Genomic DNA, 14263 nt, shown 5'->3' on the forward strand with positions numbered 1-14263 from the left:
TGCGCGAGCCTTGTGTTCCGGGAGAACGGTCGGGGGTGGTGCCGTTAGTCGGTCCGGCTCGGCAGCGAGTGTCCGAGCAGGATACGACGCACCTCGGTGATCTGCGCGCCGCTCCCGGCAACAGAGCTGCGCCGAACGGGTGAGTGCCAGGTGAGGGACGTGTGACGGAAGTGCCCGAGCGTGGCCGGAAGCAGCCTCCTCCCGTCGCTGATACCCTGGTAGCCCGTGAGCCGGTGGTCATTGAACCCCCGAACCGCAGCGACGGCACCTCCTCCAGAACCCTTTGGACGACGCCGGTACGCACCCTCCAGATCGCGACCACGGGAGCCCCCCTTTGGCTATGCAGCCTAAATCCACGACGACCAAGCACATCTTCGTCACCGGGGGTGTCGCCTCCTCCCTCGGCAAGGGTCTGACTGCCTCCAGCCTCGGCGCGCTCCTCAAGGCGCGGGGCCTCCGGGTCACCATGCAGAAGCTCGACCCGTACCTGAACGTCGACCCCGGCACGATGAACCCCTTCCAGCACGGCGAGGTGTTCGTCACGAACGACGGCGCCGAGACCGACCTGGACATCGGCCACTACGAGCGCTTCCTGGACGTCGACCTCGACGGCACGGCCAACGTCACCACCGGCCAGGTCTACTCGCAGGTCATCGCCAAGGAGCGGCGTGGCGAGTACCTGGGCGACACGGTCCAGGTCATCCCGCACATCACGAACGAGATCAAGCACCGCATCCGCCGCATGGCGACGGACGACGTGGATGTCGTGATCACCGAGGTCGGCGGCACCGTGGGCGACATCGAGTCGCTCCCCTTCCTGGAGACCGTCCGCCAGGTCCGCCACGAGGTCGGCCGCGACAACGTCTTCGTCGTGCACATCTCGCTGCTGCCCTACATCGGCCCGTCCGGTGAGCTGAAGACCAAGCCGACCCAGCACTCCGTCGCGGCCCTGCGCAACATCGGCATCCAGCCCGACGCCATCGTGCTGCGCGCCGACCGCGACGTACCGACCGCCATCAAGCGCAAGATCTCGCTGATGTGCGACGTCGACGAGGACGCGGTCGTCGCGTGTGTCGACGCCAAGTCGATCTACGACATCCCGAAGGTCCTGCACACCGAGGGCCTCGACGCGTACGTGGTCCGCAAGCTGGACCTGCCGTTCCGCGATGTGAACTGGACCCAGTGGGAGGACCTCCTCGACCGGGTGCACAACCCGGACCACGAGGTCACCATCGCGCTGGTCGGCAAGTACATCGACCTGCCCGACGCCTACCTCTCGGTGACCGAGGCCCTGCGCGCGGGCGGCTTCGCCAACCGTGCCCGCGTCAAGGTCAAGTGGGTCACGTCCGACGACTGCAAGACAGCGGCGGGCGCCGCCAAGCAGCTCGGTGACGTCGACGCGGTCTGCATCCCCGGCGGCTTCGGCGACCGCGGTGTGACCGGCAAGGTCGGCGCCATCACGTTCGCCCGCGAGAACAAGATCCCGCTGCTCGGCCTCTGCCTCGGCCTGCAGTGCATCGTGATCGAGGCCGCCCGCAACCTCGCGGACATCCCCGACGCCAACTCCACCGAGTTCGACTCCGCCACCTCCCACCCGGTCATCTCGACCATGGCGGAGCAGCTGGACATCGTCGCGGGCGAGGGCGACATGGGCGGCACGATGCGCCTGGGCATGTACCCGGCGAAGCTCGCCGAGGGCTCCATCGCGCGTGAGGTGTACGACGGCAAGGAGTACGTCGAGGAGCGCCACCGTCACCGCTACGAGGTGAACAACTCCTACCGCGCCGAGCTCGAGAAGAAGGCCGGCATCCTCTTCTCCGGCACGTCCCCGGACGGCAAGCTCGTCGAGTACGTCGAGTACCCCCGTGAGATCCACCCCTACCTGGTCGCCACCCAGGCGCACCCGGAGCTGCGCTCGCGCCCGACCCGGCCGCACCCGCTCTTCGCGGGCCTGGTGAAGGCCGCGGTGGAGCGCCAGACGGGTAAGTAACACAAGAGCGATACGGTTGCCGGGGTACGAGCCTTATGGGGCGCGTGCCCCGGTTTCTGTTTGCACGTGTGGGAGGACAGGGCGACATGACGTTCAAGGACACCGCCGAGGAGTGGCAGGTCACGGCGACCGAGACTCCCTTTGTCGGCAACAAGACCTCGGTCCGTACGGACGACGTGGTCATGCCCGACGGGACCGTCGTACGCCGTGACTACCAGGTGCACCCCGGCTCGGTCGCCGTACTCGCGCTCGACGACGTCGGCCGGGTGCTGATCCTGAGTCAGTACCGCCACCCCGTCCGCCACAAGCTCTGGGAGATCCCGGCCGGGCTCCTCGACATCCCCGGCGAGAATCCCCTGCACGCCGCCCAGCGCGAGCTCTACGAAGAGGCGCACGTCAAGGCCGAGGACTGGCGTGTCCTGACCGACGTCTACACCACGCCCGGCGGCTGCGACGAGGCCGTGCGCATCTTCCTCGCGCGCGATCTGTCCGAGGCCGACGGCGAGCGCTTCGAGGTCTCCGAGGAGGAGGCCGACATGGAGCTGGCGCGCGTACCGCTCGAAGAGCTCGTACGAGGGGTGCTCGCCGGTGAACTGCACAACAACTGCCTCGTCGTGGGCGCCCTTTCGCTGACCGCCGTGCTGGCAGGTGACGGCGTCGACTCGTTGCGCCCGGCCGACGCGCCCTGGCCCGCGCGCCCCTTCGAAGCCTGAGGAAGCCCTGAGGAAGCCCTGAGGAAGTCCTGAGGGGCCATTGGAGTTCACTGGTGTGACGATCTACTGATCCGATCGGGGGACTTGTGCGCGCCGCTCCGCGGGGGAGGCGGCAGGGCCTGAACTAGGCTCTGGAAGCGTCCCGACCGGAGTCCCGGCGGGTTCGCGCGCAGGCGGACGGAGCATGGCCCGTGACGGATCAGGCGGTCGACACGGACGGTTCGGCAGCGGGCGGCGCGGTGCCGCGGCCCGCTCCGGCCCAGATTTCCGGCGGCGGTCAATTCGTCGGCCGACGCCGGGAGTTGAAAGAGCTCCGCGCCGACATCGACCGCGCGGGGCTCGACACCATCGCGGGGCGCAAGGCGCCACGGGCGCGCGTACTGCTTGTCGCGGGCCGCTCGGGATCGGGCCGCACCGCACTCGCCGAGGAACTGGCGCGGCAGGTCGCCGACGCCTACCCCGACGGAGTGCTCCGCGCCCACCTCACCGAACCCGACGGCACCCGCGTGCCCACGGAACGCACCGCCCGGGAACTCCTGGGCGCCATCGACGCCCCCGCACCCCCGGGAGCCGACGAGGACGAGCTCGCCGAGGTCCTCAGGGAGGCGCTCTCCGGACGCCGGGCCCTGCTGCTCCTCGACGGCGCGGCGGACGCCGAACAGGTCGACCCGCTGCTCCCCGACACCCCCGACTGCCTGGTCGTCGCCGTGTCCGATGGACCGCTCACCGGCATCCCCGACGTGCGCCCGTGCACCCTCGGAGGCCTGGACAAGGCGGCCGCGGTGGAACTGCTCGGCCGCGCCGCGGGGCCCGTGCGCATCACCGTGGACCCGCGCTCGGCGGAATCCCTCGTCGAGGCGTGCGAGGCCCATCCGGCGGCCCTCGTACTGGCAGGCGGCTGGCTCTCCGGGCGGCCCAAGGCGGCCGTCGCCGACCTGGCCAAGCAGGTGCACGACCGCCCGGAGGAGGAGTCCGCGCTCTCTCGCGTCTTCCACCTCTCGTACGCGTCGCTGCCGGGGGCGGCCGCGCGGATACTGCGCTTCCTCTCCCTCGCCCCCGCGGGCCACGTGGACCCGCACACCGCGTCCGCGCTCGCGGGCTGCTCGGTCTCCGCCGCCCGCACGACCCTGGACGACTACGTGAAGCTCGGCCTGGTCAGGGCCGTGGAGTCACCGCTGCCGCAGTACGAGGTGCCCGGCTGCCTGGTGCCACTGCTGCGCGCGCTCACCGAGACCCAGGACAGGACCGCCGAGCTACAGCTCGCACGGGCCAGGATGCTGGAGCGGACCGTACGCCTCCTCCAGTCCTGCCGGGCGATCACGGAACCGGACGGTTCCACGGCCCGCAAGAAGCTGGCCGGTATGCCGCGCGCCCTGCGCTTCCCCACCCCCGGCGCCGCCGCCGAGTGGCTGCGCATCCGGCAGCCCGCGCTGCTCGCCGCCGCCCGCCTCGCGGTGGCCGACGGGGAGCTCGACACCCTCGCGCGACGCCTGATGTCGGCCCTGACGCGGGCCCTGGTCGCCCACCGGGGCACGGAGGATGCGGCTCCCGAGCTGTACGGCATCCATCAGCTCGTCCTCGGTGTCGCCGAGCGCCGGAATCTGCCCCGCGAGAAGGCGGCTGCCCTCCTGAACCTCGCGGATCTGGACGCGCAGACCGGCCGCACGCGGGGGGCGCTGGTGCGCTATCGGGCTGCTTTGGACGCCGGACGGGAAGCAAATGATCCGTACGCGACCGGCCGGGCGATGGAATCCGTAGGCGGCGCCTACCAGGAGCTGGGGGACTGGTCGCGGGCATCGGACTGGTTCGGGCGCGCACTCGCCCAGCGGCTCGCGCGGGGCGAGCGCACGGACGCGGCCCGCCTCTACGGCCGTATCGGATCGGTGCACACCTACGCGGGCCACTACGGAGAGGCGCTGCGCAACTGGAGCTCGGCCGTCACAGGACACCGTAAGACCGGCGATGTACCGGGCCAGGCAAGGGCGTTGAGCGAGCTGGCGCGGGTGCAGGAGTACGCGGGACGGCCCGAGGAGTCGCTCCGCACCTGCCAGGAGGCCGTCGAATGGGCGCGGCAGGCGGACGACGTGCGACTCCAGGCGGCTTTGCAGCTCAGGCTGGCCGACACCCTGGACCGGCTCGGCGACCCGGCGGCCGCCCGGCTGCACCGCAGTGCCGCCGAGCGCATGCTGGGAATGGAGCTTGAGGAGGTCACAGGGCTTGCATCGAACACTGGAGCGGAGGCTTCCGCCTACGAAATCCGCAGCGCTTCCGCAGAAGATTGATGCATTGAAAGGCTAGACAGCGAGAAGTCCTTCATTAGACTGGCTCCGCCGCGTACTTCCGTGGTGTCTCCGATGCGCCCTCTTGTGTATCGGTATGTAGTCAGTTGCCCGAAAGATCCCTGAGCCAAGAGGACCGTGATCGACGTGAAGGTCGGCATCCCCCGCGAGGTCAAGAACAACGAGTTCCGGGTGGCCATCACCCCCGCCGGTGTGCACGAGCTGGTGCGCCACGGCCACCAGGTCGTCATCGAGCGGAACGCCGGTGTCGGCTCCTCGATCACGGACGAGGAGTACGTCTCCGCCGGTGCCCGGATCCTGGACACCGCCGACGAGGTCTGGGCCACCGCCGACCTCCTCCTGAAGGTCAAGGAGCCGGTCGCGGAGGAGTACCACCGCCTCCGCAAGGACCAGACCCTCTTCACCTACCTGCACCTGGCCGCCTCCAAGGAGTGCACGGACGCGCTCCTGGAGTCCGGCACCACCGCCATCGCGTACGAGACGGTCGAGACCGCGAACCGCGCGCTCCCGCTGCTCGCCCCGATGTCCGAGGTCGCGGGCCGGCTGGCCCCGCAGGTCGGCGCGTACCACCTGATGGCCGCCCAGGGTGGCCGCGGTGTCCTGCCCGGCGGTGTCCCGGGTGTGGCCGCGGGCAAGGCCGTCGTCATCGGCGGCGGCGTCTCCGGCTGGAACGCCGCGCAGATCGCCATCGGCATGGGCTTCCACGTGACCCTGCTCGACAAGGACATCAACAAGCTCAAGGAGGCGGACAAGATCTTCGGTACGAAGATCCAGACCGTCGTCTCCAACGCCTTCGAGCTCGAGAAGGCCTGCGTCGAGGCCGACCTCGTCATCGGCGCCGTCCTCATCCCGGGTGCCAAGGCGCCGAAGCTCGTCACCAACGAGCTCGTCTCGCGCATGAAGCCGGGAAGTGTCCTTGTCGACATCGCGATCGACCAGGGCGGCTGCTTCGAGGACTCGCACCCGACGACGCACGCCGAGCCGACCTTCCCGGTCCACAACTCGGTGTTCTACTGCGTCGCCAACATGCCCGGCGCGGTGCCCAACACCTCGACGTACGCGCTGACCAACGCGACGATGCCGTACATCGTCGAGCTGGCGAACCGCGGCTGGGCCGAGGCGCTCCGCCGCGACAAGGCGCTCGCCCTGGGTCTCAACACCCATGACGGCAAGGTCGTTTACAAGGAGGTCGCGGAGTCGCACGGCCTCGAGCACGTCGAGCTCGAGACGCTCCTCGGCTGAACCTGACGACTTTCGTCAACGAAAGTCGTCAATCTCACGCCAACGGCCGGACCTTGAGAGGGGTCCGGCCGTATGCGTATGTCCGTGGACATGGTCAACTCGCCTTGAACGTAACCCTTTAACCGATTCGCCCACCCCGAAATCATGTCGATGGCGGACCGCACGCCCTTGACATGGAGGCGTTCGATTGCCGACACATCGGGTCGGGTCCGGCGGATTGTGTTGCTGCGGACCGGTGACACGCCATAGAGTCGCCAACCGTCGGCATGGTGCCACGCTGACCTATCGAGAAATTTCCTGGTCACCAAGGAGGTAAGACGACTTGTGAATGAGTCGACATTTGCTCCCGGGGGTGGTCAACCAGGAATCTCTGCGCGGGGCCAAGGGCCCGGGGGACTCGAGGCTGTCGGCTCCGTCGCTGTCCGCACCTTCGCAGCCCGCCAGAACCCCCAGCAGACACAGCCGACGCAAGCGACCCAGTCGGCATCGTCTGCACCCCAGATCATGGATGGCCATCACGTGAACGCCATGGCCGGCGACCGGAGTGGCGAGAACACCACCCACACCCAACTCGCCGACTACGAGGAACTGCCCAAGGGGCACTTCTACGACCCCGACGCCGAGTACGAGCCCGATCCCGAGTACGCGGCCACACTGGCCCCGGACGCGGCCCGTCAGCGCCGTGAGCGCGTCGGTCCCACCGGGCGCCCGCTGCCGTACTTCCCGATTCCGGGCCCGCTGACCGATCACGGCCCCGCGAAGATCATCGCGATGTGCAACCAGAAGGGCGGCGTGGGCAAGACGACGTCGACCATCAACCTGGGTGCCGCGCTCGCGGAGTACGGACGCCGGGTCCTGCTCGTCGACTTCGACCCGCAGGGCGCACTCTCCGTGGGCCTCGGGGTGAACCCGATGGAGCTGGACCTGACGGTCTACAACCTCCTCATGGAACGCGGCATGTCCGCGGACGAGGTGCTGCTGAAGACGGCGGTCCCGAACATGGACCTGCTGCCCAGCAACATCGACTTGTCGGCCGCCGAAGTGCAGTTGGTGAGCGAGGTCGCGCGCGAGTCCACGCTGCAGCGGGCGTTGAAGCCGCTGATGCAGGACTACGACTACATCGTGATCGACTGTCAGCCCTCGCTCGGCCTGCTCACCGTGAACGCCCTGACGGCGGCTCACAAGGTGATCGTGCCGCTCGAGTGCGAGTTCTTCGCGCTGCGCGGTGTGGCCCTGCTGACGGAGACCATCGAGAAGGTCCAGGAGCGGCTCAACCCCGACCTGGAGCTCGACGGAATTCTCGCCACGATGTACGACTCCCGCACGGTGCACAGCCGTGAGGTGCTCGCGCGGGTGGTCGAGGCCTTCGACGATCACGTGTACCACACGGTGATCGGACGCACGGTCCGCTTCCCGGAGACCACGGTCGCCGGTGAGCCGATCACGACGTACGCATCGAACTCGGTCGGCGCGGCCGCTTATCGCCAGCTCGCCAGGGAGGTGCTCGCCCGGTGTCACGCCGAGTGAGTCTGCCGGGGGCCGACGAACTGTTCCGCACGACCGGTGGAATGGCGCTGACGTCGTCGTCCCCGCGGCGCCAGGCGAACGGCGAGACACGGGTGCCCCCGCCCGCGGGCGAGAGCGACGAGACCGCTGCCGGTGAGTCGCGCGGCGGTGCCGCGACGGGAGACGGCGGTGACGCCGCCGAACACGGCGCCGCCGACGCGGAGTCGGGGGCGGGCGAATCCCGCAGCCGCTCGGCTCCGGCCGACAGCGAGAAGGGCGGGCGCCGTCCCGCCACTCAGGATGGCGCCGCCGCACAGGGCGGCGGCCGGTCCGCGAACTCCTCATCGACGGCGCAGGCGCGGCGACGCGCCCGAGCGGCCAACCGGCGGCCCAGCGGGCGCGAGAGGCACGACGAGAAGATCACCGTGTACGTCTCCGCCGAGGAGTTGATGGACCTCGAACACGCGCGGCTCGTCCTGCGGGGTGAGCATGGGCTCGCGGTGGACCGAGGGCGGATCGTCCGCGAGGCGGTCGCTGTCGTTCTCGCCGACCTGGAGTCACGTGGGGACGCGAGCATTCTCGTACGACGGCTTCGCGGGCGGTAGCGGTAGCGTTTCCGCCGATGCCCCTGAACGACGATTCCGCACCGGTCGCCCGTCGGCGCGCGCTGGGACGTGGTCCCGGCGCGGAGCCTTCCGCGGGCGAGGCCGGTTCTGAAGCCGCGGACCGTGGTGGGCACCACCAGGAGCAGCCAGCGGCCGAGCCTGACGACGGCAGGTTCAAAGTTCGGCTCGCGAACTTCGAAGGTCCCTTCGATCTGCTGCTTCAGCTCATCTCGAAGCACAAGATGGACGTCACCGAAGTCGCCCTGTCCAAGGTGACCGACGAGTTCATGGTGCACATCCGCGCCATGGGGCCCGACTGGGACCTCGACCAGACCACCGAGTTCCTCGTGGTCGCCGCCACCCTGCTCGACCTCAAGGCCGCCAGGCTGCTGCCGTCCGCCGAGGTCGAGGACGAGGCGGACCTGGCGCTCCTCGAAGCGCGGGACCTGCTCTTCGCCCGGCTGTTGCAGTACCGGGCGTACAAAGAGATCGCCGACATCTTCAGCGGGCGGCTCGACGACGAGGCGCGGCGCTATCCGCGGACCGTCGGCCTGGAGCCGCACCACGCGGAGCTGCTGCCCGAGGTCGTCATCAGCATCGGCGCCGCCGGATTCGCCGGGCTCGCAGTGAAGGCGATGCAGCCGAGGGCGAAGCCTCAGGTGTACGTCGATCACATCCATGCCCCGCTGGTCTCCGTACAGGAGCAGGCCGGTCTTGTCGTGGCCCGGCTCAGGGAGCGGGGCGAAGTGAGCTTCCAGGTGCTCGTCGAGGACGCGGGGGACACCCTCACCGTCGTCGCCCGGTTCCTGGCGCTGCTCGAGCTGTACCGCGAGAAAGCCGTGTCGCTCGACCAGGAGGACGCCCTGGGGGAGCTGATGGTGCGGTGGACCGGCGGGGACGGCGACGGACAGCCGACGGTGACGGACGAGTTCGACCGCGCCCCCGAGGCGACGAGTGAGGAGACGGTCACATGAGTGTGGAGAGTCCTGCCGGAGATCTGGCGGGCGCCGTCGCCGATCTGGAGCTGCGGCCCGCCCTGGAAGCCGTGCTCATGGTCGTCGACGAACCGGCCACCGAGGAGCACCTCGCCAAGATCCTCGACCGGCCCCGGCGGCAGGTCGCCGACGCGCTGCGGGAGCTCGCCGACGAGTACACCGTGCAGCGGCGGGGCTTTGAGCTGCGGCTCGTGGCGGGCGGCTGGCGTTTCTACACGCGGCCGGAGTACGCCGCGGCCGTCGAGCGGTTCGTGCTCGACGGGCAGCAGGCCCGGCTCACCCAGGCGGCCCTGGAGACCCTCGCCGTCGTCGCGTACCGCCGGCCGGTCAGCCGTTCCCGGGTCTCCGCGGTGCGCGGAGTGAACTGTGACGGCGTGATGCGGACGCTTCTTCAGAGGGGTCTGGTGGAGGAGGCGGGCGCGGAACCCGAAACAGGTGCGATCCTGTACAGGACGACGAACTACTTTCTGGAGCGGATGGGCCTGCGTGGCCTTGACGAGCTCCCGGAACTCGCGCCCTTCCTCCCCGAGGCGGAGGCGATCGAGGCCGAGACGCTGGAAGGCGTTCCGTCGTTCGACCCGGACGCACCCGATGCGCCGGGTTACGAGTACACCCAGGACACAGCCGACTAACGGAAATTTTGATGCGAAGCAGCAACGGCAGGAACAGCAGCGGAAACAACGGCGGGAGCCGTGGTGGCAACAGCGGCAGCCGTGGCAGCAGCGGTGGTCGCGCCGGCGGCGGTGGTCGTCCCAGCAGCGGTGGCCGTCCCAGCAGCGGTGGCCGTCCCAGTGGCGGTGGTCGTCCCAGCGGCGGCGCCGGTGGTGGCGGCCGCGGCAATTACCGGAGTGCCGGTGACAGCCGCGACAACCAGGGGCGCGGCACCGGCGGTGCCGGGAGCTCCGGAGCGCGCGACGATCAGCCGAAGCGCGAGAGCAGGCCCCGCCCCGAGGAGCGCCGCTACGACGTGGGCGGCGACGCCTCGAAGAAGGGCCGTGGCGCGGCCGCACGCGGTGGCGCCAAGGGTGGCCCCAGGGCGCCTCAGGGCTCGGACCGGGGTACCCGGCGTGGCGCGGGAGCTCCCGCGACGTCCCGTGAGTACGACGCACGGCAGGAAGAGCGCAACCGCGAGCGGTACGCGGGCAAGCCGAAGGTGAGCCCGCCCAAGACCTTCCCGGGCGCCGAGCAGGAGGGCGAGCGGCTGCAGAAGGTCCTGGCCCGTGCGGGCTACGGCTCGCGCCGTGCCTGCGAGGAACTGGTCGAGCAGTCCCGTGTCGAGGTCAACGGCGAGATCGTGATCGAGCAGGGCATGAGGGTCCAGCCGGAGCGGGACGAGATCAAGGTCGACGGCCTGACGGTGGCCACGCAGTCGTACCAGTTCTTCGCGCTGAACAAGCCCGCCGGTGTCGTCTCCACCATGGAGGACACCGAGGGGCGCCAGTGCCTGGGCGACTACGTGACGAACCGCGAGACGCGGCTCTTCCACGTCGGCCGTCTCGACACGGAGACCGAGGGCGTCATCCTGCTCACCAACCACGGTGAGCTCGCGCACCGCCTCACGCACCCGAAGTACGGCGTGAAGAAGGTCTACCTCGCGCACATCGTCGGCCCGATCCCGCGTGACCTGGGCAAGCAGCTCAAGGACGGGATCCAGCTCGAGGACGGGTACGCACGCGCGGACCACTTCCGTGTCGTCGAGCAGACCGGCAAGAACTACCTGGTCGAGGTGACCCTGCACGAGGGCCGCAAGCACATCGTGCGGCGAATGCTCGCCGAGGCGGGATTCCCGGTCGACAAGTTGGTGCGGACGTCCTTCGGGCCGATCGCGCTCGGCGACCAGAAGTCGGGCTGGCTGCGCAGGATGTCGAACACCGAGGTCGGCATGTTGATGCAGGAGGTCGACCTCTAGGTCGTATCGACGCCCCGAGATCAGCGAAGGCGGCCGGTCCCTGTACACGCGGGGGCCGGCCGCCTTTTCGCGTCTTGCGAGGACACCTCTTCTCGCTTTATAGTCGACCTGACCATAAAGAAAACAAGGGGGGGTGGGGAGTCGTGCAGGGCTACGACAAGTACGCCTTCGAGCCGTTCGCCGTCACCGTCGACCTCGCCGTCCTCACCGTCCGCGCGGGCCGACTGCACGTGCTGCTCGTCGAGCGCGGCCAGGAGCCGTACGCGGGAAGCTGGGCGCTGCCCGGCGGATTCGTGCTCCCCGAGGAGTCGGCCGAGACCGCGGCGGGGCGCGAGCTCGCCGAGGAGACCGGCCTTTCGGACAGCGCCGGGCTCCACCTGGAGCAGCTGCGCACCTACAGCGAACCGGACCGCGACCCACGGATGCGAGTCGTCTCGGTAGCCTTCGCCGCGCTCGTCCCCGACCCTCCCGAGGTGCGCGGCGGCAGCGACGCGGCCCGCGCCGAGTGGGTGCCGTACGGCACCCAGGGGCCGCTCGCCTTCGACCACGACCGGATCCTCGCCGACGCCCACGACCGGGTCTGCGCCAAGTTCGAGTACACCGGCCTCGCCACCGCCTTCTGCCCGCCCGAGTTCACGCTCGGCGAGCTGCGGCAGGTCTACGAGACGGTGTGGGGCGCCGACCTCGACCCGGCGAACTTCCGGCGCAAGGTGCTCGGCACGTCCGGGCTCGTCGATGCCATCCCCGGAGCCGCGCGGCTGACAGGCGGCCGTGGCAAACCGGCGGCCCTCTACCGGGCGGGATTCGCCACCGCCCTGCACCCGCCCCTGCTCCGGCCTTCGATCATTTCCTCGGAAGGAAAGACCTCATGAAGCGTGCCGCCACCGGATCCCTCATCGGACTCGCCCTCGGGGACGCGCTCGGTTTCCCGACCGAGTTCAACGACGTACCGTCGATCCTCGCCAAGTGCGGGCCCTGGCGGGAGATGGAGCTGCCGAGGCCCGCGATCGTCACGGACGACACGCAGATGACGCTGGCCCTGGGCCGGGCGCTCAGAGCGGCCTCGGGGCGGGGGCTCTGCGGGCCCGAGCGGTTCGCGTTCCTGACGCGCAGGGAGTACGTCGCCTGGTACCACGACCCGGAGAACAACCGGGCCCCCGGCAACACCTGTCTCCAGGCCTGTGACCTCCTGGCCGACCCGGACCGCCCCTGGCGCGATGCCAGCCAGCTGCACTCCAAGGGGTGCGGGGCCAATATGCGGGTCGCGCCGCTCGGTCTCATGCCGCGGCTCGGTGAGGAGATGCGGGCCGGTGCCGCGCAGACGCAGTCGGCGCTCACCCACGGCCACCCCACGGCGCTCGCGGCGAGCGATCTCACCGCGTACGCGGTCAAGTTGCTCGCCGAGGGCGCGGAACCGATGGGCCTGGTCGGCCTGCTCCGCTCGTACGCCATCGAGAACCGCACCCGGTACCGCCAGGACTGGCTCGGCGATCTGTGGACCCGCTCCCAGGACCCGACCCCCGAGCACTTCATCGCGCGCGGCTGGGACGACTGCCTCGCGATCCTGGAACGCCTGGCGTCCGCACTCCGCGACGCCAACCCGGAGACGGACCCCTGCCTCGCCACCGGCGCGGGCTGGATAGCCGAAGAGGCGCTCGCCACCGGTCTGCTCTGCTTCCTGATGTTCCCCGACGAACCCCTCACCGCCCTGCGCCGAGCAGCCTGCACCTCGGGCGACTCCGACTCGATCGCCTGCCTGACCGGCGCGTTCGCGGGCGCCTACCTGGGCGCGGACGCGTGGCCCGCCGAGTGGGCCGAGCGGATCGAGTACCGGGGGGAGCTCCTTGAGCTCGGGGCGCTCTGGGACCAGGGCGTCTAGTTCGCTGCCGCTGCCGCTGCCGACGCGGAACAGGGTCCTGGCCCCGGCGGTCGGCTAGCCGAGGGTGATCGAATTCCCGGTGACCGTGATGTTCTGCGGGGGGAGCGGGCGCGGCGCGGGGCCGTCCGCCACCGATGCGTCCGCCACGCGGTACTTGCTGCCGTGGCAGGGGCAGTTGATCGTGCCGCCCGAGACCTCGCTGACCGTGCAGCCCGAGTGGGTGCAGACCGCGGAGAAGGCCTTGAAGCCGCCCTCCTCGGGCTGGGTCACGACGATCTTCTTGTCCTTGAAGATCTTTCCGCCGCCGACCGGGATGTCGGATGTCTTGGCCAACTCCTCGGCCTTGGGGGGCTTCTGGCCCTTCTCGCCCGACTTCGACGGCGAGGGCGATCCGTCCGTCGGCTCCGACTTCGGCGGCGGTGCCGGTTCCGCGCCCTCGTCTCCGTACTTGCTGCACCCCGCAGTCAGCGCGATCGCGCCACCCGCGGCGAGGACCGTGCGCCGCACGGGGGATCCGCCGCTCATGTCGTGACTCCGACCGTACGGAAGAACCACAGCGCCGACGTCAGCCAGACCACCGTGAGGACCACGAAGACGAGGCCGCCGATCAGCGGGAGCAGCCAGCCCGGCAGCTTCTCCGAGCGGAGCAGCAGCATCTTGGCGCTGAACGCGCCGAAGAAGAAGCAGCCGAGGAGCGAGTGCCACATCACGCGGGTCGAGTACGTCTGGTAGCCGAGGGCGTAGAGGCAGTGGACCGCGACCGGCACCGCCACCAGGAACGCGATCCGGCCCGACCAGCGGTGCAGCGCCGATGACCAGGAGGGGCCTGGAAGGCGGCCGTAGACCATGAACGCCGAGACGACCTGGACCAGGGCGAAGGCGAACGCCGTCGTGCCCAGCCAGGCCTTGACCGCGCTCGTGCTGCTGAACCCGGCGAGGTTGAAGGCCGTGCCCTCCGGGTCGTGCGTCTTGCCGTACACGCCGAGGCCGATCGCGACGGCCGCGGCGACCAGGGCGGGGACGAGATAGCGGGCGGGGTGCGGGCGGCGGTGGTCGCCCATCGCGGGGGGCGGGCCGAAGCCGCCCTGCGTTGCGGCGTTCGGATCGACGCTCATGGCGGCTCC

The 14263-nt window shown here is 70.0% G+C and carries 13 protein-coding genes; 11 read left to right on the forward strand and 2 right to left on the reverse strand.

The window, feature by feature from the left end; all coding sequences use genetic code 11:
* The first annotated feature begins 340 nt into the window (after positions 1–340).
* The 11 genes from ACGFSB_RS11220 (at position 341) to ACGFSB_RS11270 (ending at position 13139) form a co-directional block, all read left to right on the forward strand.
* Entirely contained in the window at positions 341–1990 is a 1650-nt protein-coding gene (locus tag ACGFSB_RS11220; RefSeq protein ID WP_393397089.1) for a CTP synthase, read from the forward strand.
* An 86-nt stretch (positions 1991–2076) separates the two neighbouring features.
* The gene (locus ACGFSB_RS11225) at positions 2077–2703 is read left to right on the forward strand and encodes an NUDIX domain-containing protein (protein ID WP_393397091.1); all 627 of its coding nucleotides are present in this window, start codon (positions 2077–2079) and stop codon (positions 2701–2703) included.
* Between the two features lie 191 nt (positions 2704–2894).
* Positions 2895–4985 (forward strand): tetratricopeptide repeat protein, encoded by a 2091-nt coding sequence (locus tag ACGFSB_RS11230; RefSeq protein WP_393397093.1) that lies wholly within the window; start codon positions 2895–2897, stop codon positions 4983–4985.
* A gap of 144 nt (positions 4986–5129) precedes the next feature.
* On the forward strand, positions 5130–6245 hold the full coding sequence (gene ald, locus ACGFSB_RS11235) for an alanine dehydrogenase (protein WP_393398044.1): 1116 nt from the start codon (positions 5130–5132) through the stop codon (positions 6243–6245).
* A gap of 366 nt (positions 6246–6611) precedes the next feature.
* The gene (locus tag ACGFSB_RS11240) at positions 6612–7772 is read left to right on the forward strand and encodes a ParA family protein (protein ID WP_393398046.1); all 1161 of its coding nucleotides are present in this window, start codon (positions 6612–6614) and stop codon (positions 7770–7772) included.
* Complete coding sequence (locus tag ACGFSB_RS11245) at positions 7757–8356, forward strand: hypothetical protein (RefSeq protein ID WP_393397095.1); 600 nt, start codon at positions 7757–7759, stop codon at positions 8354–8356. The genes ACGFSB_RS11240 and ACGFSB_RS11245 overlap by 16 nt, the downstream gene beginning before the upstream one ends.
* 17 nt (positions 8357–8373) lie before the next feature.
* Positions 8374–9330 carry a segregation and condensation protein A gene (locus tag ACGFSB_RS11250; protein ID WP_393397097.1) on the forward strand — a complete coding sequence of 319 codons (957 nt, stop codon included), beginning with the start codon at positions 8374–8376 and terminating at the stop codon, positions 9328–9330.
* Entirely contained in the window at positions 9327–9983 is a 657-nt protein-coding gene (scpB, locus tag ACGFSB_RS11255) for an SMC-Scp complex subunit ScpB (RefSeq protein WP_393397099.1), read from the forward strand. Before ACGFSB_RS11250 ends, scpB begins: the two co-directional genes overlap by 4 nt.
* Positions 9984–9994: 11 nt before the next feature.
* The gene (locus ACGFSB_RS11260; protein WP_393397101.1) at positions 9995–11260 is read left to right on the forward strand and encodes a pseudouridine synthase; all 1266 of its coding nucleotides are present in this window, start codon (positions 9995–9997) and stop codon (positions 11258–11260) included.
* Positions 11261–11403: 143 nt separating this feature from the next.
* Complete coding sequence (locus ACGFSB_RS11265) at positions 11404–12132, forward strand: NUDIX domain-containing protein (protein WP_393397103.1); 729 nt, start codon at positions 11404–11406, stop codon at positions 12130–12132.
* The gene (locus tag ACGFSB_RS11270; protein WP_393397105.1) at positions 12129–13139 is read left to right on the forward strand and encodes an ADP-ribosylglycohydrolase family protein; all 1011 of its coding nucleotides are present in this window, start codon (positions 12129–12131) and stop codon (positions 13137–13139) included. The genes ACGFSB_RS11265 and ACGFSB_RS11270 overlap by 4 nt, the downstream gene beginning before the upstream one ends.
* A gap of 54 nt (positions 13140–13193) precedes the next feature.
* Here ACGFSB_RS11270 and ACGFSB_RS11275 read toward each other — a convergent pair whose 3' ends face one another.
* The gene (locus ACGFSB_RS11275; protein ID WP_393397107.1) at positions 13194–13664 is read right to left on the reverse strand and encodes a Rieske 2Fe-2S domain-containing protein; all 471 of its coding nucleotides are present in this window, start codon (positions 13662–13664) and stop codon (positions 13194–13196) included.
* Positions 13661–14254 (reverse strand): DUF6529 family protein, encoded by a 594-nt coding sequence (locus tag ACGFSB_RS11280; protein ID WP_393397109.1) that lies wholly within the window; start codon positions 14252–14254, stop codon positions 13661–13663. The genes ACGFSB_RS11275 and ACGFSB_RS11280 overlap by 4 nt, the downstream gene beginning before the upstream one ends.
* Positions 14255–14263 lie beyond the last annotated feature (9 nt).

Source organism: Streptomyces sp. NPDC048441 (assembly GCF_043200235.1).
Taxonomy (GTDB): domain Bacteria; phylum Actinomycetota; class Actinomycetes; order Streptomycetales; family Streptomycetaceae; genus Streptomyces.